This window comes from Acinetobacter sp. 1125_18A (assembly GCF_052824985.1).
The window spans coordinates 621,130-643,374 of the sequence record NZ_VTDG01000001.1; the positions used below are offsets into that span (position 1 = coordinate 621,130).

General features: G+C 38.0%; 19 protein-coding genes. 10 read left to right on the forward strand and 9 right to left on the reverse strand.

Annotated features, from left to right (window positions below; all coding sequences use genetic code 11):
* The first annotated feature begins 880 nt into the window (after positions 1–880).
* The 4 genes from FY049_RS02770 (at position 881) to FY049_RS02785 (ending at position 4,728) form a co-directional block, all read left to right on the forward strand.
* On the forward strand, positions 881–1,525 hold the full coding sequence (locus FY049_RS02770; protein ID WP_446083148.1) for a YqiJ family protein: 645 nt from the start codon (positions 881–883) through the stop codon (positions 1,523–1,525).
* A gap of 30 nt (positions 1,526–1,555) precedes the next feature.
* Complete coding sequence (locus FY049_RS02775; protein WP_446083149.1) at positions 1,556–3,262, forward strand: flotillin family protein; 1,707 nt, start codon at positions 1,556–1,558, stop codon at positions 3,260–3,262.
* Positions 3,263–3,508: 246 nt separating this feature from the next.
* A complete protein-coding gene (locus tag FY049_RS02780; RefSeq protein WP_446083150.1) occupies positions 3,509–4,240 on the forward strand; it encodes a sulfite exporter TauE/SafE family protein in 732 nt (243 codons plus the stop codon).
* Between the two features lie 143 nt (positions 4,241–4,383).
* Positions 4,384–4,728, forward strand: coding sequence for a hypothetical protein (locus FY049_RS02785; protein ID WP_446083151.1), 345 nt, complete (start codon positions 4,384–4,386; stop codon positions 4,726–4,728).
* Between the two features lie 303 nt (positions 4,729–5,031).
* Here FY049_RS02785 and FY049_RS02790 read toward each other — a convergent pair whose 3' ends face one another.
* The 5 genes from FY049_RS02790 to FY049_RS02810 all read right to left on the reverse strand — a co-directional run bounded on the left by FY049_RS02790 (position 5,032) and on the right by FY049_RS02810 (position 10,656).
* Positions 5,032–6,423: a purine-cytosine permease family protein gene (locus FY049_RS02790; protein WP_446083152.1), complete on the reverse strand. Its 1,392-nt coding sequence runs from the start codon at positions 6,421–6,423 to the stop codon at positions 5,032–5,034.
* Between the two features lie 127 nt (positions 6,424–6,550).
* Positions 6,551–7,558, reverse strand: coding sequence for a CobW family GTP-binding protein (locus tag FY049_RS02795; protein WP_446083153.1), 1,008 nt, complete (start codon positions 7,556–7,558; stop codon positions 6,551–6,553).
* A gap of 45 nt (positions 7,559–7,603) precedes the next feature.
* Positions 7,604–9,178, reverse strand: coding sequence for an amidohydrolase (locus FY049_RS02800; RefSeq protein WP_151957922.1), 1,575 nt, complete (start codon positions 9,176–9,178; stop codon positions 7,604–7,606).
* A gap of 366 nt (positions 9,179–9,544) precedes the next feature.
* Positions 9,545–10,126, reverse strand: coding sequence for a 1-acyl-sn-glycerol-3-phosphate acyltransferase (locus FY049_RS02805; protein WP_004723641.1), 582 nt, complete (start codon positions 10,124–10,126; stop codon positions 9,545–9,547).
* Between the two features lie 176 nt (positions 10,127–10,302).
* On the reverse strand, positions 10,303–10,656 hold the full coding sequence (locus tag FY049_RS02810) for a hypothetical protein (RefSeq protein ID WP_224964180.1): 354 nt from the start codon (positions 10,654–10,656) through the stop codon (positions 10,303–10,305).
* A gap of 175 nt (positions 10,657–10,831) precedes the next feature.
* Here FY049_RS02810 and FY049_RS02815 point away from each other — a divergent pair, with 175 nt between their 5' ends.
* The gene (locus tag FY049_RS02815; protein WP_166781915.1) at positions 10,832–11,323 is read left to right on the forward strand and encodes a copper resistance protein NlpE; all 492 of its coding nucleotides are present in this window, start codon (positions 10,832–10,834) and stop codon (positions 11,321–11,323) included.
* 77 nt (positions 11,324–11,400) lie between these two features.
* Here FY049_RS02815 and rhtC read toward each other — a convergent pair whose 3' ends face one another.
* The gene (gene rhtC / locus FY049_RS02820) at positions 11,401–12,021 is read right to left on the reverse strand and encodes a threonine export protein RhtC (RefSeq protein ID WP_004723644.1); all 621 of its coding nucleotides are present in this window, start codon (positions 12,019–12,021) and stop codon (positions 11,401–11,403) included.
* Between the two features lie 220 nt (positions 12,022–12,241).
* Between rhtC and FY049_RS02825 the strand changes: the two genes are divergently transcribed.
* Positions 12,242–12,775: a hypothetical protein gene (locus tag FY049_RS02825; protein ID WP_327857686.1), complete on the forward strand. Its 534-nt coding sequence runs from the start codon at positions 12,242–12,244 to the stop codon at positions 12,773–12,775.
* 46 nt (positions 12,776–12,821) lie between these two features.
* Here FY049_RS02825 and FY049_RS02830 read toward each other — a convergent pair whose 3' ends face one another.
* Positions 12,822–15,944, reverse strand: a complete 3,123-nt coding sequence (locus FY049_RS02830; RefSeq protein ID WP_446083154.1) for a DNA translocase FtsK — start codon at positions 15,942–15,944, stop codon at positions 12,822–12,824.
* A 312-nt stretch (positions 15,945–16,256) separates the two neighbouring features.
* On the opposite strand from FY049_RS02830, the gene trxB reads away from it, so the two are divergent.
* The 4 genes from trxB to FY049_RS02850 all read left to right on the forward strand — a co-directional run bounded on the left by trxB (position 16,257) and on the right by FY049_RS02850 (position 20,510).
* On the forward strand, positions 16,257–17,210 hold the full coding sequence (trxB, locus tag FY049_RS02835) for a thioredoxin-disulfide reductase (protein WP_004723647.1): 954 nt from the start codon (positions 16,257–16,259) through the stop codon (positions 17,208–17,210).
* 110 nt (positions 17,211–17,320) lie between these two features.
* The gene (locus tag FY049_RS02840) at positions 17,321–18,871 is read left to right on the forward strand and encodes a class I SAM-dependent methyltransferase (protein ID WP_327857687.1); all 1,551 of its coding nucleotides are present in this window, start codon (positions 17,321–17,323) and stop codon (positions 18,869–18,871) included.
* Positions 18,872–18,939: 68 nt separating this feature from the next.
* A complete protein-coding gene (aat, locus tag FY049_RS02845; RefSeq protein WP_353164214.1) occupies positions 18,940–19,671 on the forward strand; it encodes a leucyl/phenylalanyl-tRNA--protein transferase in 732 nt (243 codons plus the stop codon).
* A 23-nt stretch (positions 19,672–19,694) separates the two neighbouring features.
* Positions 19,695–20,510: an arginyltransferase gene (locus FY049_RS02850; RefSeq protein WP_004723650.1), complete on the forward strand. Its 816-nt coding sequence runs from the start codon at positions 19,695–19,697 to the stop codon at positions 20,508–20,510.
* A gap of 38 nt (positions 20,511–20,548) precedes the next feature.
* Here the strand turns inward: FY049_RS02850 and rimI are convergent, their stop codons facing one another.
* Together rimI and FY049_RS02860 are read right to left on the reverse strand one after the other, a co-directional pair.
* The gene (gene rimI / locus FY049_RS02855) at positions 20,549–21,007 is read right to left on the reverse strand and encodes a ribosomal protein S18-alanine N-acetyltransferase (protein ID WP_004723651.1); all 459 of its coding nucleotides are present in this window, start codon (positions 21,005–21,007) and stop codon (positions 20,549–20,551) included.
* 113 nt (positions 21,008–21,120) lie between these two features.
* Positions 21,121–22,002, reverse strand: coding sequence for a metal-dependent hydrolase (locus FY049_RS02860; RefSeq protein WP_004817558.1), 882 nt, complete (start codon positions 22,000–22,002; stop codon positions 21,121–21,123).
* Positions 22,003–22,245 lie beyond the last annotated feature (243 nt).

A 22,245-nucleotide genomic window follows, 5' to 3' on the forward strand; every position in this document is an offset into this window, starting at 1 on the left:
AATCTTTAATATAATTTTTTGAATTAAAATTCACAAAAAATACTGTTGTCCTGCTTTTTCGAATAGTAGTTACGATAACAATATAAATTCCTTAAAAAGTGAATAATTAGCTTTAAATCACAGTTTATGGCGTATCGATTTTTAAAATCTTAATTCTGCTTCTCAATCAGCATACTCAAACATGATGCAATATAGGAAGTTGAGTTCAATACAATAGACTAATCAGCACTTTTGAAAGCTGAAATTTAAGCTTTGAACTATAGCAAAATTAACTCAAATAGCGGATAAAAACTGTCTCGTTTACATTAAAAAGCAGAGAAAAGATTGATCGGGGAAACGCAGCGCAAAATTTATTTATTTTAAATAATATGTTTAAAAACATTGATTAGCATATTGTTTTTAGTTGATGTTGTTCACATTTTAACCATGTTTACGAGATTTAACACTTGTTTACGTGAATACCAATGAATTTACAGAGGGGAACCTCTACTATCAACCTTAAGTTATGAACAATCCCCAAAGTTCATAACATTTCTCCTTAACCGAACTGTGAAAGCAGATTCGTTGTTCTACGCAGTGATCACCCCAATCATTGCGTATTTTTTTGTCTTCAGTTCCCTCTGTAAACTCAATCAGTTATAAGGAATAGTTGGCTAAAATGCAAGCATTACTTTTCAAGCAATTTTCAAAATATAAAAGAATATATTAAATTATAAGATATTGATTTTAATTAGTATCGTAAAATATTTTGTTGCAATACTACGACAAAACCGATAAACTTAATTTATTAATTGAATTAACTGATGATCATTTAATTATTCAGTTCAAATTAAAAATTTTATTTATAAAAACGCGCAACAATAATTTTGAGTAAAACAATATGTGGGAATTATTTATACACTCATCCAACTTACTGTTTAGTGTCAGTCTGTGCCTGATGTTTTTATTGGGTATTGTGGAGTGTTTACTTCTTATTATTGGTTCAACCTCACAAGGTTTCTTAGACCAGTTTATTCCAGATCAACTGTTAGAAACACATCATGCGGATCTAGATATCCATACAGATCACAATCTTTTGGTTCAGCTGTTAGATTGGCTCTATCTTGGTCGTGTTCCCGTCTTGGTTTGGTTGATCATTTTTCTGACCGTTTATGCTCTATTTGGTTTTATTGTGCAAAGTATATTTTTCAATTTCACTGGAAATTATTTTTCAATTTGGTTGATTGCGCCAGCAAGTCTTTTTTTATCTATGCCGATTGTTCGAGTGTGTGCAGCACTCGTTGCAAAAATTTTACCGAAAGATGAAACCACTGCGATTCACAGTGATGAACTGATTGGGCGTACAGCTCAGATTATTTTAGGTGAAGCAAAACAAAACTACCCTGCACAAGCCAAAGTCATCGATCAATTTGGACAGACACATTATATTTTGGTTGAACCAGAATTAGATGAAATCTTCCAACAAGGTCAAAGTGTGATTTTGACACAAAGAACAAAACTAGGCTTTCAAGCAACGCCACTTTAATTTTTCAATAACAAACCTGGGTATAATAAAATGTTGAATTCAAACTTATATCAAATCCTTGTTTTAGCAGGCATTATATTGGTGGCACTGATTGTCATCGGGGTGATTATCGCCCGCCTGTATAAACGCTCAAGTAAAGAAGTTTCTTTTGTCCGTACTGGTTTTGGCGGTGAAAAAGTCATTTTAAATGGCGGTGCAATTGTATTGCCAGTTTTACATGAAGTGATTCCCGTCAATATGAATACCCTTCGTCTTGAAGTCAAACGTGCCACAGATCAAGCACTAATTACTCGTGATCGTATGCGAGTGGATGTGATGGCTGAATTTTATGTACGGGTTAAACCAACCGCTGAATCTATTGCGACAGCTGCCCAAACCTTGGGTAAAAAAACCATGTCTCCACAAGAACTCAAAGACTTGGTGGAAGGTAAATTTGTAGACTCACTGCGTGCTGTTGCCGCTGAAATGGCAATGGAAGAGTTACATGAAAAACGGGTTGATTTTGTTCAGAAAGTTCAACAAGTTGTTTCTGAAGATCTATTTAAAAATGGCTTAGAATTAGAAACGGTTTCACTGACAGGTTTAGACCAAACCAGTTTTGAATATTTTAACCCTCAAAACGCTTTCGATGCAGAAGGTTTAACCAAACTGACCGAAACCATTGAAGACCGCCGTAAAAAACGCAATGACATTGAACAAGACAATGACTTAGCCATTAAAGCAAAAAACTTAGAAACTGAACAAGCACGCTTGCAAATTCTACGTGAAGAAGAATATGCAAAACTTCAACAAGAGCGAGAAATTGCCATTCGTAAAGCTGAGCAATCAGCAGAAATTGCAACACAAGAAGCCGCAAAAAAACGCGAAGCAGAAGAAGCTCAGATTGCCGCTGAACGTGAAGTAGAATTAAAGCGTATTGCGTCTGCACGTGATGTTGAAAATGAAAATATTCAAAAAGCACAGTTGATCCAAAAAGCTCAAGTCGAACAGAAGAAAACCATTGAATTGGCCGAACAAGACCGTGCAATTGCGATTGCTGAAAAATCACGTGCTGAATCTGAAGCCAAAGCGTTGGCTGACCAAGCACGTGCACAAGCGGTAAAAGCGGAAGAAGAAGTGACAACTGTTCGTGAAACTCAGCGTGCAGAGCGTTTAAAAGCCGTTGAATTGGTGGCTGCAAAGCAAGTCGCTGAAACAGATGCAATTGCGATTACCGTAGCAGCAGAAGCAGCCAAACAAGCAGCTGCAGATGATGCTGAAGCAGTCCGTATTGCAGCACAAGCGGATGCTGAAAAAATACGTTTAAAAGCCAAAGGTGAAGCAGATGCAAAAATGTTACTTGCTGCGGCACAAGAAAAGCAATATCAAGTTGATGCTGAAGGTACGCGTGCAGTCAATGAAGCCAATAACGTGCTTTCAACAGAACAAGTTGAGATGCAAATTCGTTTAGCTTTATTGAAATACTTACCTGAAATCATTCGTGAAAGTGTTAAACCAATGGAAAATATTGATGATATTAAGATTCTTCAAGTCAATGGTTTAGGCGGTATGGCAAGTTCAAATACAACAGGTGAATCTGGTGAACAAAATCAAATTGCTTTGTCTGATCAAGTGGTCAATAGTGCGCTGCGCTATCGTTCTCAAGCCCCACTGATTGATAGCTTAATGAATGAGTTAGGCATTAAAGGCGGAGATATTAATGGTTTAACGCAATCCTTAAAACCAAGCAATGACTAATAGAACTGACCTCATAATCCCTTAATTACCAGCCTCTGTCATCAGGGGCTTTTTATTGGATGGATTTTTATTCATGATCTAATAGACCTGATCGTTTTTAATGGTATAGATGTTAACGATACAGATATGCTTATCTCAATAAGTCATGATGGAAACTCACGATTTCTTTTAAAATCGGCTAATTCAACCAAGATTACTTATCTCAATGCTATGCTCTAGTCCTATCCAGTTTTGTTTAATTTAAAAATGACTTGGTTTATTTTTATTCTCGGTGCCATGATTGCAGGCTTTGTCCAAGGTTTAACCGGTTTTGCCTTTGCTTTGATTGCGATGTCTTTTTGGATTTGGGTATTACCACCACAGCTAGCAGCACCATTGGTGGTGTTTGCTTCTCTATGGAGTCATATCATTGCATTGGGAAAAGAACAAAAACATCAACTCCCGTTTTCCCTTGTTCTCCCTTATATCATTGCAGGATTGATCGGTGTACCTCTTGGTACCTATCTGTTACATCTCATTGATGGAAATACCTTTAAAACAATCCTTGGATTATTTTTAGTGATTTGGTGTCCGACCATGTTCTTTGCTCCTGTGTTTCCTCGTATTCAAGCGTTGGGAAAACTTGCAGATGGAAGCATTGGTTTTATTGGTGGTATTTTAGGTGGTCTAGGTGGTTTTTGTGGCGCAGCACCATCAGCTTGGGTGATGCTTAAAAATCTGCCTAAACAACAACAACGTTATATTTTAAGACATTTTAATTTTGCGATTCAGTTGTTTACGATTATTATTTATCTCTGCCAAGGAACCATCCACAAGGTCCATCTCCCGTATTTTGTACTGATCATTCTTACAGTGAGTATTCCAGCGCTGATTGGTGCGCAAATGTTTTATAAAATATCAGAAAAACAATTTAAACAATTGGTGCTGAGTTTATTATTTGCCTCAGGTTGTTTCTTATTACTGACATCATTGCTTTAACAAAGAAAGAGAAAGTTGAATGAATTTCGCTGGCTATTTATTCAGCAATTGGTTACTAAAGTGAAAACAATATTCGAGCGGCTCTATTTTTAATACTCGATTCATCCTACAATTCCGCCACTCATTTTTCTTAAATATCTGTGATGAAAAACTCATTTTTGTTAAGTGCCAGTATTCTCTTAACAGGATGTGTACTTGGCACATCTAGTGAAATTAAAACTGCGGAAAAACTGCTCAGCCAATTTCAATGTAATAATATTGAAACAGCAGAATTGGCCCATAGTTCAATTAATACTTATCATGAACGCTCACTTGCAGTGAGTAAAGAAAAAGCCACTGAGTACGTCGATCGCTATAAATCTGGAGATGAATTATTTAAAATTCCTCTCGATGAAGTGGTTCAACAACAATACGATATTTATAAAACAGCCTGTGAATCCCTTGGCGGTGTGCAACGCTCAACAACAGGCAACGCTAAAAATAAATAAGCCGATTATTGCTGAATACTGCAAAACGTTTATGATCTTAAAAATATCGTGTTTTCAATGATTGTGTTTTAAAAACATAAGCGTAAATAATGATGAGCAGCGTTCATTTTTAAAATCGCCTAGACCCTCATCCTGTGCTGTTGAATTTTTAAATACAACCCGTGGTGCAATATAGCGGCCCCATCTCCAAATTTTATCTCATGATCAAAACAGCCTCAAAAGCAGCAAAAATAGTGGCTTTAGAAAGTACAGTATGGGCAAAGTGATATGATTGCTGCCTCATCACAATTGCCATACCTTGATTTAATTTTTTGCCTTGTATGAATGGTCTTTGATACCAAAAATTTTGATCCCCATCAGATAAAAAATAGAGGTTAAAATTAGACCGACAACCCATGAAACATCTGCACCATCAAGTGCCTTGGCAATAGGACCTGTATACAAGTCTGTCGCAATAAAAGGCACTTGAACAATGACACCAAAAATATATGCAGAAACGGCCATGAGGTTAAATTTTCCATAGATTCCCCCATCTTGATGGAAAAACGAATCGACATCATATTCCCCATTACGAACCCAATAATAATCAACCAAATTCACAGCCGTCCAAGGGATAAGTACGTAGATGAGCAAGAAAATAAAATTAATAAATATGGGCAGAAAATTACTGGATGCTTTGATTCCAATCCACAGTGCAATAGCAATCAACAAAAATGAAATCACAATTCGCCCCTTAGCCAAGGGCATAAATGATGGAATAAATGTCTGGATAAAAGAAATTAAAGTCAGCACACCACAATACAAATTCATTGAATTGATCGCTGATATGGAAATGACCAAAATCAAAATAAATACGCTCCCCATCTCAGATACATAAGCGATCATCCCAGCGATAACATCTCCACCTGGTGTCACCAATCCTATAGTTACCCCTAAACACATTGGAATGATGGTACCCAATCCACATCCCCAATATGTCGCCCAGAACGCTGCCTTAGCCCCTGTTTCTTTTGGCAGATGACGAGTAGCATCAGAGACATAGGGTGCATATGCAATCTGCCACAGTGCAGCAATCGAAAGTGTAGCGAGAAAACCTGTAGCTGAAAAAGAATTACGCGCAAAAAAATCTGCAGGTAAACCTTGAATAAAAAACACCCAAACATATGCTGCCAAAAAAGCCAAACCAGAGATCACAAAGGTTATTTTTGTAAATAGATGAATTAATCGATAACCAACGATTGTGCCGATCACAGCAACGACACAAGTGAATAATATGCCAGATGACTGACTGAATGAGGGAATAAGCAAATTCATGGCTTGTCCAGCCAGCGTCGCATTTGAAGCTAGGAAGCCGACATACATGATGACCACGATTCCAAGGATTGGAAGCGCGCCATATGCACCAAACTGCCCTTTGGTTTGAATCATTTGAGGAACGCCGAGATGCGGTCCTTGAGCGGCATGGAGTGCGGCAAAGATGCCACCAATAAGCGTCCCTAGAATAATACTTAAAATAGCAGAGACAAAAGATTGATGAAAAATGGTGACTGAAACTGATCCTGTCACAAACGTCAATAGCATCAAATTTCCACCAAACCAAAGTGTGAATAGATCCCGAGCCTTACCGTATCGCGCATTTAATGGGATTTGCTGAATGGTATGTTGTTCAATCGAGTGAACATATTTGTCTTCCATGAGTGTCTCCTAATAGAGAAATCGTTAAAAAATTACGATCAACCAAATTGTTTTTTTAAGATGCAAATCCCCCTACGCCTAAATTGCGCAATTGAAAATGCTGAGGATTATGGGTGCAGGCGTTCTGCTATGTGGTCATTGGCTCAAGTACAATGGCATCAAACAATGCTTGGATCTGTTGATGAATTTCCCCTTCAAAAATGACCACTATTCTCGATCTGTGGTCATCATCAGGCCACGCATTTAGGTAGGATTCGGGAAATAGATAATGTTGAACACCGTGTAATATCACCGGTCGTAACGACTCTTTTAACTGAATCACCCCTTTGATTCGGAGCAAGTTCACGCCATAAAGTCGTGCCAACTTCTGAAGAAAATAGGTCACACGCGCCCAAGACAAAGCTTGGTTAGCATATAAACACAAGGTAAAAATATTATGATGCGCTGCGTTATTGAAAGCGTTTTGAGGATTTGTCTGATGCATAAACCTTTGCGCATCAGGTAAATTACGTGTAACAGGATACTTTTCACGATCAAAAATAACTAAAGCAACAGCCGTCACATCCGCACCATCAATAATTTCAGCACTCGCATTCAGAGTACGGATACGCTTGGTAAATGTTGTAAAGGCATGCGACAAATCTGTTTTAGTTAAAATGATTTTATCTGCAACAGCGATTTGACGTAGTCTTTCCGTCCGCTGTTGCGGGGTATGTAAGGGCAATAGGGTATCAACCGTAGCAATCACGGTTTGCACACTAAATAAAGTCGCGACACTTTCATCTGCCAATAAAAGCTTAAGCAAGGGAATCGGGTCAGCCATACCTGTTGTTTCGACAATAACACGGTCAAAAACAGGAATTTCCCCTGCCTCAGCACGAAAATAAAGAAGTTTAAGCGTTTCTGAAAGTTCTGTTTTCATGCTACAACAGACACAACCACTTTTTAGCAAAACAATGTCATCGTCAAGTCGACCTATCAATAAATGATCTAAGCCAACCTCACCTATTTCATTAATAATCACTGCCGTGTGCGCCATGCGATCATCGGCCAACAAACGATGCAGTAATGTTGTTTTACCACTCCCCAGAAAACCTGTCAGTAAGGTCACAGGAATACGTTTTATTCCGCTCATATATGTCTTCCCTTACGCACATAAACAATAATTTAACCCAGTAGATTAGTTAGCACGCTGAAACACATGCTGACCTTGTAATACTGTGGTGATAACTTGAGTCTTAGCAATTTCTTCAGGGCTTGATTCAAAAATATTGCGATCCAAAACAATAAAGGTTGCTTCCTTACCCACTTCTAAACTCCCAGTACGATGACTATGGCCAACAGCAATTGCGCCGTTCAACGTCATGATCCTGACTGCCACATCCAAAGGCACACTTTCATCTCCGTGCTGCAAAATACCTGCCAGTGCAGGAAAGAGGTTTGGCGTAGGTGGCAAAAGCCAATCTGTACCAATCGTCATGGTTGCACCAGCATCATACAAAGTTCGAAAATCATAGGCTTTGCCAAGCGCTTGTTGATATTCTGGGATATGCCAAATCGCGGGGGACATTTCAGCAATAATGTCTAATTCTGCAAAACGGCTACGATCTTTTGCAGAAACATAATGGGCATGTGCAATGTCATGAAATTGCCCTGTTTTACGTTCAACATCGTTGGCATTTTCATAATTGTCTAAACCAATACGCACAGAACCATAACCCGTACAATGTGATTTAACGATCAAACCTTCTTTGGTCCATTCACGAATTTTTTCAGTGAGTTCATTAGAATCGAGAAGTAAATTGTAAGTAATAGGTTCATCTGAAATCGGATCTAAGGGGACATGGCTAAAGGTGGGTGCCATAGATGTACCATCTAGCATCACTTTGATTCCATTCACCATGACACGTTTTGATGCATATTGCGTTCGTTCTGCGATCACCCTTTCATCTTCTTCACGATCACTCAATGACATAATTTCTGCTTTCCAAGGAATATGACAAATCAAATCCAGTGTAAGCTCATCGTCATCATCCAAAGATTTAGCTGCTGTCAGGAATGATCTTGTTGCTGAAGCTTCCTGTGCCGAAGTAATACCATATTGATTACATATACTTGCCGCCATTTTAAGCGCGAACTTATTTTCCTCATCGGTCTCTGTGGGTGCGACCATATATAATTTCACCCATCCACCTTCACGCAAAATTCCAGTGGGTTCACCTGTTACAGGATCTTTTTCAATTTTTGCGCGGGTCGTACTCGGTGTATCACGGGTGATTCCTGCAAGATGTAGTGCTTGGCTGTTCGCCATGACGTTATGAAATGAAAAATCATGAATCACAATAGGCACATTTGGAATAATTTGATCCAACCATTCTCGTGTCAGTAGCTCAGCTGTAAAAATCAATGGGTTATAGAGCCCTGCAAAAATCCATGTTCGTTTGGAGGCATATTTTTCCCAATATGTTTTGAGTTGCTGTGCCAATTCTTGCAAGGTTTGTGGATCATTTAATTGGCAAGAATATTCCAGTCTCAGAAGTGCCGCTTTTAAAAGGTGAGTATGTGCATCATGAATGCCAGGCATCACCAATTTCCCTTTTAAATCATATTTCTCAGCATCCGCTGCCAAACTCAGAATTTCATCCTGATCACCAATCGCTAAAATTTTACCGTCCTTTACCCACATGGCTTCTGCCCAAGGTTGGGATTGATTCACGGTATGAAATTTTGCATTGTAATAGACGCTATTATTCATCTTGTTATCCCTGTCTATGCCCAATAAATGTTGAATTTAACTTTTAGAATTATTTACGCGATTGCTTTAAGCTGTTTACAACTTAAAGCGAATTTCAACAATTTATTTATATACGTCATTTTAAAAAATTAAGTAATTTTTAAATAACGATGTAGATCTTTTGAATTATTAAAGTAGTGTTTTAATTGAGCTAAAAAATAGGTTATTTATAAAATAATATCTAAATGCGCAGATGGTGTATCAACGGGACAACAGCAAATATTTAAGACCGACAAAATATGGGAATGAGCAAAATCACCCTTCCCATATAAAAATTAAATTCATTGTATTTGAGTTTGCAAAGATACTTACAAAACAAAACTCAGCTTATGGAATAAATCTAGTATCTATACTAAATAAATCTGGATGTTTCGGATTGATCTGAGCATAAAATTCCATGATTTCAGCCATGTCCTGTTCATAGTCCCCAGTCGGATAAACAATTTTACCAATCCCTGTTTTTTTGTTTTTATAATCCATATACGCCAGTGCAATAGGTACGCCAGCACTGGTGGCAACATGATAAAAACCTGTTTTCCACTGTTCTTGCTTTGCACGCGTACCCTCTGGCGTCACCAGCATCACCAATTTAGGATGGGTCTTAAACAGATCACTCATCAGCTGAACCATACTTGGACGTTCCTCACCATCCTGCTTGGGACGGCGATCAATCCCGATTCCGCCCATAGCACGCACAAAAGGTCCAAAAGGCAATTTCATATAGCTGTCTTTAATGGTAATACGCACATGAACACCCAAAGCTTTCAGTGCTAAACGTGCATATAGTGCATCCCAATTACTGGTATGCGGTGCTGCAATCATGACACATTGGTCGATGTTTAAATCCCAATGGTTATCAATTTGCCATCCCATCCAACCTAAACTTTGTTCAGCTAATTTTTCAAACACCCAGCACACCAAAATATAAAGAATTTGCGCTGGATTGTAGCAACCAATAGATCAGATAAAAATCCACTTCGTATAGAAAAACAGCAATTAATATATAAATGTATAAAATTAATTCGATGTAAAACTTGTAAGTAAATATTCAGTTTTGATTAAATTCTGCAATGAATTTGCATATATCAATTTTTCGTTTGGTTAAAATAGTTAATCCAATGTAATTCACGACAATGATTATCAAAATGAATTTTTTGTGGCTGAATATTCACATTTGACTGGTGAAGGACCTGATATTCAATCCAGCTTTCTAGACAAGACTCCACTTCAAACAACTGATTGTCTTGTTCTATGCTTTGTTTCAATTGTGTGCCATCTGAAAATGTATAAATTTTGGTGATCTGAGTGATCTCTATATCTTGCTCATAATTTTTTTCGCATTGCAAAATAACATTTTCAATTTTGATTTGATCATTGCTTTTTTGATTGTGGTTTTTTTGATTGTAAATACGAGCAACATATTCAGCCAAATGAGACATAGATTCGAATACTTAAAATATGACAATAACAGAGTTTCTATAATAGCCTAACTTTTTAACATCGAACTACATTACTCAGCAATTTCTTACATAATTCACATTTCATATCAGGGAGATAATTTATATTCTGGATAAAATTATTCACATATAATTATTTATTCATTTGGGTTATGTTATGAAAAAAACACTCTTCGTCATGTCTATTTTAGCGCTGTCATTAAGCGCTTGTTCTAAGCAGACTCATAATGCATCAGAAGATATCAAAGCGACAGCTCAAACACAGGCTGCTGCATCGCATGAAGCAGCAACCCCAACCATAGATTCAGAACACAATGCTCAAAATAGCTTGGATTGGGCTGGGGAATACAAAGGCTTACTTCCGTGTGCTGATTGCTCAGGAATCAAAACCAAACTCATCCTAAAATCAGATCACACTTATGAACTGACTGAAGAATATGAAGGAGTTAAAGGTGAAGGCAAAGAATTTAAAACTCAAGGTCATTTCAGTTTTGATGAATCTGGATCGATTATCGGTCTAGATAAAAATGCAGATAACCGCAAATACTTTGTTGGTGAAAATATCTTAGAAGCACGTAGTTTTGCAACGGGTGAAAAGATCGAAGGTCCAAATGCTGAACTTTATCAATTAACCAAAGATGTGGAATAATTTAAAAATTATTTCCGAATAACAGCATAATAAAAACCTGCTTGAAGCAGGTTTTTTTAAATTTTGGAGCATGCTTTTTAGCGATGACCAATCAAATATGCCCCAAAGAGTGTAAAGATCCCACCTGAAATACCATCAATCCATCTTGAGGCATTTTGGTAAGCGGCTTTAAAGCTAGGTAATGAAAATACAAAGGCAACAAAGCTAAACCAGATCAGCGTTTCCACGGAAACAATTATAAATAATAATGAATGCACACCATCTAAATGTGGATTGGCTAAAAACACTGAAAATACACTACCGAAATAAATTACCGCTTTCGGGTTTGATAAATTGGTTAAGAAACCTTTGAGAAAGAAACGCAGATTGCTTTGCGGTAACTCAAAATGATGCTGTGATATATTCTCTTTCTTACTCAAAGCAGATCTAAGCATTTGGTAGCCTAACCAGCACAGATAAATCCCACCAACAACCAACATCACTTGCTTTAACCATGCCATTTTTTCAAAAATGATATTCAAACCCGCCAAAGCTAAAAAAGCCCAAAACATCACCCCTGCGGTAATCCCCAAAACCACAAAAATAGATTGCTTTCTTGAACGGCTAATCGCAGTTTGCGAGACCAGAAAGAAATCAGGGCCTGGTGTAATCAGGGCACAAAAATGAATAAAGATTAACGTACATAATGCGATCAACATGGACTAGATTCCGTTCAGCGAGACAGATTTATATTAGTGTGAAAATTCATGTTTTTCCATCGATATCGGTACATCAATAAAATTCTTTAGGCTGAACTTCGATGAACATATACCACAAATAAAACATCAACCATCTTTTAAAAAGACGGATTTTAATTATTGGAGAAAATAATATTTTATCTTTATAATCAAAAATTAAAACGAGCTTAAAAAATAAATCATGCTTAATTTAGAAAAAAATTCAACCTCACCCATTGAGCAACCCCCACATCATCCTGTGGAAGTGCAGAAGATCATCAGCATCAATAAATTTATGCTCTTGTGCTTTTTGACAATGGGTTTATATCAGATTTGGTGGATGTTTAAAGCGTGGCGCTTCTTTATGCAAAAAGACAAATTAGACATCATGCCGGCTTTTCGGGCAGTATTTTATATTTTTTTCCTATACTCCTTGTTTAAAAAAATAAATAACTATGCCAAGCAACAAGGATATACAGAGAATTTTTCATCAGGCTGGATGTTTATAGGATTTATTGTTTTTTCAGTACTGATTAAACTGCCTGAACCTTATGATCTGATTACTGTATTGAATTTCATTTTTCTAATGCCTGCATTTAAGGCTCTCAATTTTGCCAAACAACAATCCAATCAATTTGTGGTCATTGAACAAAAGAAATTTAGTAAAGCTCAAATGGTACTTATCGTGTTATTTTCTATTTTTTGGTGCTTGTATTTACTCGGACTATTTCTATAGCCTAAACAGCTTGCAATGAGCCTAAGCTCATTGCAAGCTGTTTAAATTAGACCAAAATATCTCGCTTACCATTCGGTCCTTGTTCACTGACAATACCCTGCTCCTGCATTTGATCAACAATACGGGCAGCACGGTTATAACCTAAGCTAAACTTACGTTGCAGTGAAGATACAGACACCTTACGTGTTTCTAAGACAAATGAAACACATTGGTCATAGAGTGCATCACGGTTCGGATCGCCATCACCATCTTCGAAACCACGTGTGGTCGGTTCTTCGTCAAACGGCGTGAGAATTTCATCAACATAATTCGGTTCACCGCGTTCACGCCATGCGTCACAAATACGGTTGACTTCATCATCGGAAATAAATGCACCATGTACACGCTCAGGATCAATTTTACCTGGACCGAGGAATAACATATCACCATGGCCCAAGAGATCCTCTGCACCACCACCATCCAAAATAGTACGCGAGTCAATTTTACTGTTTACACGTAATGCCACACGGGTTGGAATATTGGCTTTAATCAAACCCGTAATGACATCTACCGATGGACGTTGTGTTGCTAACAGTAAATGAATTCCTGCTGCACGAGATTTTTGTGCCAGACGAGTAATCATTTCTTCTGCTTTTTTACCCACTTGCATGATCATATCTGCAAATTCATCGGCAACAATCACAATCGAAGGCAATGGTTGCAAACGTGGTGCTCTGTCTTGTGTCGCAGAATCACTTGGTTTCCAAGTTGGATCAATGAGATCCTCACCATTTGCAATGGCTTCTTCCACTTTACGGTTATAGTCGGCTAATTTACGGATCTTTAAAAAAGACATCAGCTTATAACGACGTTCCATTTCATTGACACACCAATTCAATGCACTGACAGCATCTTTCATGTCAGTCACAACAGGTGTCAATAAATGAGGAATATCATTGTAGTTCGCTAATTCCAATTGTTTTGGATCGATCAGAATCAAACGCAATTGATCAGGAGTATATTTCAACAACATCGACAGGATCATTGAGTTTACAGCAACTGATTTACCTGAACCTGTTGTCCCCGCAACCAGCATATGCGGCGCTTTACCTAAGTCAGTGATCACAGGATTACCAGAAATATCCTTACCCATTGCCATTGAAAGCAAACCATTTGGATCTTTAAAAACGGGAGTTTCTAACAATTCAATCAGGCGTACCATTTCACGACTGCTATTCGGCACTTCAATCCCGATATAAGGTTTTCCGGGAATCACTTCAACCACACGTACAGATGCCATTGACATAGAACGTGCCAAATCTCGGGAAATATTGGTCACTTTCGAGGCTTTTACACCGGGTGCCAAATCTAACTCAAAACGTGTAACCACTGGCCCAGGTTGGGCTTCGATCACTTTGGCTTTGACGTTAAACTCTTGAAGTTTAATTTCTAACAGTTCAGATAAACGTGACAATTGTTCTGCGGTAAAGTTGACTTTTTTATTTGGATCGACTTTATCTAACAGTTCATAGCCTGGCAATGTTGGTAAGTCTCGACGCTTATTTGCAACTTGCATTGCACGTGACATCGGACGACCAAATGCATCTGTTAATGGTGCATCTAAGTCGAAATCATCTTCAAGTTCTGCAAACTCACTTTGCAATTCGTCTTGAGGTTTACCCGCAGTTTCTTGCCAAGCATCTCTAAATGCATCTTTATCTGCAGCAATTAAAGACTTTTCTTCTTCACTGACCAAGGTTGATGCATTTAAATTGGTTTGAATATTGGCACGGGTAAATGGCGTAGATTGAGCATAATTACTGGTTGTACGAATATCTACAGATTGCTGATTTGGTTGGTACGCAGTTGGGCTTTCAGTAAGTTCTTCATCTGCAAGCGATGCCAGCTCATCTAATTCATTGGCTAAATTTTGTATTGCTACGCCTGAAGTTGCCGCTACTGCGACACCACTCGCAACGCTTTGCCCACCCTGAACAGCAGTATCTACATAACCAGCTTCAATATGAGTCTGCGCTGTAGCGGTATTAAATGGGCTATGGATATCTGTGGCAGTTTGTCCATTTGGTACAACTGATAACAATTCATCAAACACTTGGTCATCATCCCAATCAAGTGAAGATTTTTTATTGATCTGCACAGGATCAACATCATGTTGATGCGCGCGTGGCAAATGATCTGCATATTTATCTTCAGTTTGATCTTCTGACGCTTTGATCAAGGCATCAATATCACGATTATGGTCTTGATCTTGATGTAAGGCTTTCCATACTTCACCAGATGAAACAGTACGTTGACTGTCTTGTTCTAGACGATGTGCTTTTTCTAAAGTCCGCTCTAATTCCAAATCATCAATATCGTCTTGATCAAATTGAACATGATGTTGAGTTTTATTTTCTTGCTCGATCATGTCATCAAATAAGCGTTCAGCTGTTTGATTGTGTTTCGTATTTTTAACAATCAAATGCTCTTTTGCTGGTGCCTGATCATCAGCTTCGACGAATTCAGCTTGAGCTGTTATTGGTTCAGCTTTATGCGTATGCGCATGGTTTTTATTTTTCTGCGGTGAGGTCAAATCAAAAGCAGATTCACTTTCAGGAACATTTTTATAAAACAAATCTTGTAAATAAGCAGGCGTGGCTTTTAGTGTTGCCCACGTTCTATTCCATTGAATACCAAATGCTAAGGTAAATAGAATAACGAGCAAGAGCAAAATAAATACAACTGCACCATAAATACTCATCAGTTGAGATAGGCTTTCACCAAGTTCATAACCAATGATTCCACCAGAAGCATTGGCTAATGTGTCTGCTGGTACATTCCAAAGCAAATACAATAGACTTGAGGTCGCAAGCAAAATAAAAAATTGAGCAGCGTAACGAAACGGACGACTCACAAAACTTCGTGGCCACCACACTTGGACTGCTTCTATAAAAATAAATACAGGAATGAGTAAACTTGCCCAACCTAAAAAACCAAACAACAAATCAGCAATCCAAGCACCCGCTACACCACTGGCATTTGAAACCTGTTGTGTATCACTCGAAATATGCATCCAGCCTGGATCAAATGGGGTATATGTCACTGTTGCAAGGAACAGATATATCCCAAATGAAATCAAGAATATTGTTGTTAAAAAGCGCTGTGCATAAACATTTGACACCGCAGTCATATACTATCCTGTAACCAATTGTTCAAATTACTCTTTTCTGAAGCTTGATCAGCTTTCTTGAGAGAAGAAATTTTTATATTATGCACCTGTTCTTAAAAAAAAGATGCACTATTATTTACTTGTGTTGTAAAGCATTGTTAGAAATTTAAGCTTTTATTTCAATAAAAATGCCAAACAATATTATTTGATTATTCTATATAGCTCAATTCGATTTAGATGATCAATATTATCGACATTGAAGCCACACAACTTTGATAAAGTTTCACGTATAATTCAAACAATTTCTATATTTTTCATAAAAAAGGATGACTCATGAGCGCTCGTCACTCTCGGTTAATTATTTTAGGTTCTGGCCCTGCTGGTTATAGTGCTGCTGTTTATGCAGCGCGTGCAAATTTAAAACCAACCTTAATTGCAGGTATGCAACTCGGTGGTCAATTAACCACGACGACTGATGTTGAGAACTGGCCTGGCGATGCTGAAGGTTTAACTGGCCCAGCGTTAATGGATCGTATGCAAGCGCATGCTGAACGTTTTGGTACTGAGATTTTATACGATCATATCAATGAAGTTGATCTTCAGGTTCGCCCTTTCGTACTTAAAGGCGATATGGACGAGTACACCTGTGATGCGTTAATTATTGCAACAGGTGCAACAGCACAATATTTAGGGCTTGAGTCTGAACAGGCTTATATGGGTCAAGGTGTAAGTGCTTGCGCAACTTGTGATGGTTTCTTCTATAAAAACCAAAAAGTGATGGTTGTGGGTGGTGGTAACACTGCCGTTGAAGAAGCACTATATCTTTCTAATATCGCTTCACACGTTACCCTTGTGCACCGTCGTGACAAATTACGTTCGGAAAAAATCCTTCAAGACCATCTCAATGAAAAAGTTAAAGAAGGTAAAATTTCGATCATCTGGAACCATCAAGTTGATGAAGTTTTAGGTGACAGCAATTCTGGTGTGACCTCTGTACGTATTAAGTCTACCCAAGATGATTCAACTCAAGACGTTGACGTATCAGGTATGTTTGTGGCGATTGGTCACAAACCAAATACGGCAATGTTTGAAAATCAACTTGAACTACGTAATGGCTATATTCAAGTACGTAGTGGTACTGCGGGCAATGCCACAGCGACATCTGTAGCGGGTGTATTTGCTGCGGGTGATGTTGCTGATGATGTTTATCGTCAAGCAATTACATCTGCAGGTTCAGGCTGTATGGCTGCACTTGACGCTGACCGCTATTTAGATGGCTTAGAATAATTGATTTATTTTGTGTAAAAACAAACCGCCTACATGGCGGTTTGTTTATTTTTGATTTATAAATAAACAAGAGCAATGACTTTAAACGAATACAAATTATAGGAAAAAACATGACAACAGCGTGGACCGATGGCTACCAGACAGAAGTAAATTACACCTATGGTTACTATAGAGACTTAAGCCCGAATTACCAAAAGTTTTGCTTATTACTCAATGGGGTTGATTGCCCACCCACCAATGAACGTCACAAACATTGTGAACTCGGTTTTGGTCAAGGTGTCAGTCTAAATATTCATGCTGCATCCAGTTTTGGTTTATTTTTTGGTACAGACTTTAACCCTGCTCATGCTGCCCATGCCAATGTCTTGGCTGAACAAAATCAAGTTCCGCATCACTTCTATGATGCAAGTTTTGAAGAGTTACTCAACAAAGACTTACCGATGTTTGACTCGATTAGTTTACATGGAATCTGGAGTTGGATTAGCCACGAAAACCAACATATAATTTTGCAATTTATCCGAAAATTTTTAAGTCCCAATGGGGTTGTCTATATCAGCTATAACTGCCTGACCGGTTGGGCTGCCAATATGCCAGTCCGCGAGTTATTTCACAGTCATTTTAAATTTAATAGCACCAGTACCAACCCGCTACAAAAAGTAAATGATTCACTTAACTTTAGTGAAGAGCTATTAGCGCAAAATCCCCTCTTTGCTCAGAGAAATCCAAATGCACTCAACAAAGTGCAAGATTTAAAAAAACAAAATCCAAACTATTTGATCCACGAATACTTAAATCAAGATTGGCAGTGTTTTTCTTTTCAACAAGTCGTGCGAATTTTAGAAGAAATTAAACTGACCTATGCGGGTTCAACAGATTTAAATTCACATCTAGATAACATTAATTTTAGTGAACAACATCAGCAATTTTTAAACACCATTGAACATCCTGTTTTTAAAGAGCAATGCCGTGATTATTTTGCCAATACACAATTTAGAAAAGATTTATATATCCGCGGGAAAAATACCTTAACTGCATTAGAAATTCAGCATCGTTTGAGAAATACAGCCTTTGTCTTATTAACAGCACCAGAAAAATTGCCAAAAACAATTTCAGGATACTTAGGGGAATTCGATTTAATCCAAGAGATTTATCAACCACTCGGTGCTTATTTTAAGCAATGTGACTATAAGCCACAGACGATTGCAGAGCTTGAACAGGCCATTCCTGATATTACCTATTCAAAGCTGCTCAATGCCTTGGTGATTTTATGCCACTTAGGTTTGGCACAACCTTGTCAGGCGGCTTCAAATCAAGATATGGTTGAACATGCTCAGAAATTAAATCGTTATTTCCTTGAACAAGCCAGCTATCATACCAATTATCAAGTATTGGCCTGTCCACTCACAGGGATTGGTATTCCAGCCGATCAGTTTACCCAACTCTTCTATCGCGCTCACTTTATCGATGGGCTAGAATCTGCCGCAGAATTTGCACAATATGTTTGGGATGTGCTGACTCAATTAGGCTGGCTGGTATTGGATCAACAAGGCAATACCGTTTCGGATCCAAAAACCAGCCTAGAAGTCATTCAAGAAAAAGCCCAATTCTTTCTAGATAGTGACAAACTCAAAATTGCAAAACATTTGAAACTTTTTGCATAGGGTCTGTTTAGACATTTAATCACATGATCAGCTAAGATAAAGCTGATCTTTTTTATTGATGAATTCTCGTGAATCAACTCTCCCCTTCACAATTTATTTTTCCAGATCCAATAGAAGCTGATCCAGATGAACAAGGCTTGATTTGTATAGGTGCAGACTTAGCACCTTCTACATTATATGAAGCTTATACGCATGGCTTATTTCCATGGTTTTCCGAAGGTGAGCCAATTTGTTGGTGGTGTCCAGAACCCCGCTGCATCATTCGCCCTCAGGATTATCATCCAAGTAAATCACTACTGCGAAATATGAAAAAGTTTGATTATAAAATTACCATCAATCATGCTTTTGAACAGGTCATTCGTTCTTGTTCGCTCCCACGTAGCTATGCGGATGAAACGTGGATTTCTGAGGAGATTATTCACGGTTATTGCCAACTATTTGAAGCTGGTTATGCCTATAGTGTTGAAGTCTGGGATCAAGATAAAATTGTAGGTGGGCTGTATGGTGTGACGATTGGCCATGGTTGTTTTGGTGAGTCGATGTTTAGCACTCAAACCGATGTTTCCAAAATGGCTTTTTACACACTGATGTTATTGGGCCGAGAAAATAATTTACCGTGGATTGACTGTCAGTTGGTCAATGATCACTTACTCAGCCTTGGTGCTTGTACACTTTCTCGCCATGAATACCTTAAATCGTTACAAGATGTAATAAAACAACCCTCTATAGATTGGAAAAGTTATCAAGAGCGTGTATTTTCAAGTAAAACAATAGCGATTTTATCGCGCTTAATGGAATGAAAATAAAAGGAGGGACATGATTTATGAATTCTTATCATCCTAAGTCCCTATTAAACGACTTACAGTACTATATTACGCCACCGCATGATTGCAGTTATCTAGAAAATAAATCTGCACGTATGGTGTTTCTCGACCCTGTACATCGTATTGATGTTGTCACACTTTCCGAATTATCGCGTGTAGGTTTTAGACGCAGTGGTGATTTTGTTTATCGCCCTGAATGTCATCTTTGCCGCCAATGCTTATCTTGTCGGGTGCCAGTGACTGAATTTAAAATGAGCAGTGCTCAGAAAAAAGCCTGGAAACGCAATCAAGATTTAACCGTTAAAATTATTTCGACCCAAGAGGCCACACAAACGCATTATCATCTGTACGAGCGTTATATTATTGAAAGACACGCCGATGGTGATATGTTCCCACCCAGTTATGACCAATTTGAAAAATTCCTGATTCACAGTTGTACCAACAGCTTTTTCCTTGAACTGTGGAAAGATGATCGTTTAATTAGTGTCTCTACCTGTGATCAATTGGATGATGGCGTTTCTGCGGTATATACCTTCTTTGATCCCAATGAAAGTAAGCGTTCACTGGGGGTTTTTGCGATTCTCAAACAAATTGAATATGTAAAATCGTTGAATCTAGATTTTGTTTACCTCGGGTATTGGGTTCCACATGCCGAGAAAATGAATTACAAATCTCAATATGCACCATTTGAATTATTATTAGATGGACAATGGCGACGGATCAATCGTCATTTGGAAGCCAAAGAAATTCAAGAGTTGGGCGATATGTTGATGACCACCCTGCCCTCAGAATGGAATGAGCCGATTATCAAATAATCGGCTTTCGCTGTTCGCATTCTCGATATTGCTTAGGCTTATTTAAATAATTTTGAAAAATCATCACTACAGGCTTTGACCATAATAATTGCATGTTCACGGCCGCCCTGTTGATTCGGATAATAATTTTTTCTTAAATCAATTTGATGAAAGTTGGCTTTTTCATAGAGCGCAATCGCAGCTTTATTTGACTCACGCACTTCAAGAAAGATTTGTACTGGATTATTTTTTAATAATGCAATCGACTCATCTAACAGTTGATAGCCTAATCCTTTACCCTGCTGGCTCGGATGAATGGCCATAAGTAATAAATTGGCTTCATCTAAAACAGGTTGCAGAATACAAAAGCCCACCACTTGATGGTCTTGCTCAATCACCGTACTTAGATAACTTGTTATAGACTCTTCAAATTGACTTTTTTTCCAAGGATGACTTTGTACCAAGTCTTCAATTTGAGAAACAGCGTGCAGATCTGAAGATTGCATTAAACGAATCATCTGCGTTCATCAACTCAATATAAAAAATGAATTATAAGAAATTAAACCAATAAGTCTAATAAAAAAGAGCAACAATTGTTGCTCCTTAATCAAAATGCTGCCTTTAAAACGCGTTACAGACCCAGTTTCGCTTTCCATGTCTCAAGCAAACTCACTGTATCGAGATCATTTGGATGAAAACCTGGCTTAAAGTATGCCAACATTTCTTTGGTCATTCCTGTGATAATGCCTTTAGATGGGCTATAAGCATATTTATAAATAATACCGAGCTCTTTTAGGTTGAGCTTGCCATCTTCTTTTAATAAACGCACCACAAAAGATGATTGCGCCATAAAGATGAGTACCATTGCAAAAACTAAAGCCGTGGTACGTAAGCCATAAGCCTTGATACCTTTACCAAACACCGCTTCATAAACATCATAAGCCACTGCTTTATGTTCATTTTCTTCCACAGCATGCCAATACCACATATACGACATGGTTGGATCAGTCATTAACTTTTGGATATGTCCATTGACCAGCAGTTGCGAAGCAATTGTTGCAGTAAAATGCTCTAATGCAGTAGTCGCGGTTAAATCCACCATTTCTTGAGTCATACCAAAAGGCTTGACTACACGTGCAAACCATTTACGTGCGCCTTGAATTAACACACCTGTTTCACGCTCGTATTTCTCAACATCATGACCAAACTTTTTTGCTGAAGCATTAAAGTTTTCATGCTCTTTGGTGTGCATAGCTTCTTGACCGATGAAAGCACTAATCTCTTTTTGTAATGCTTCATTGTCCTTGATCGCAGGGTGATAACGTACCGCACGCACAGAATCGATAAAAAGTTTTTCACCATCTGGGAACAATGCTGACAATGCAGTCATGAAATGTGTAATACCCGCTGAACCACTTGCCCAATATTCAGGTACATCGTCAAAATTAAAATCCATACGACGTACAGGGAAAGATGCACCAGCACGGTTTGAAATATTCACTTTTGCATTCATTGCGATTCCTCCTATTAAGTGAGTTTCACTTAAATTCTTTATGTTTGTTTTTCTCTTTCTTTATATTACGTTTTTATGAAAGTTTAATAATTGCAGATTAGGTCACACAAATATCAGTTAAGGACAGCTTTTGATAGGTATTGTCTAACAATTTATAGGTGGTTTATTTTATCCATAAAAAAAAGCGCCCCAAAGGAGCGCTCTTTTTACACAATCAGCGATTATGCAGTTACTTTAGCAACT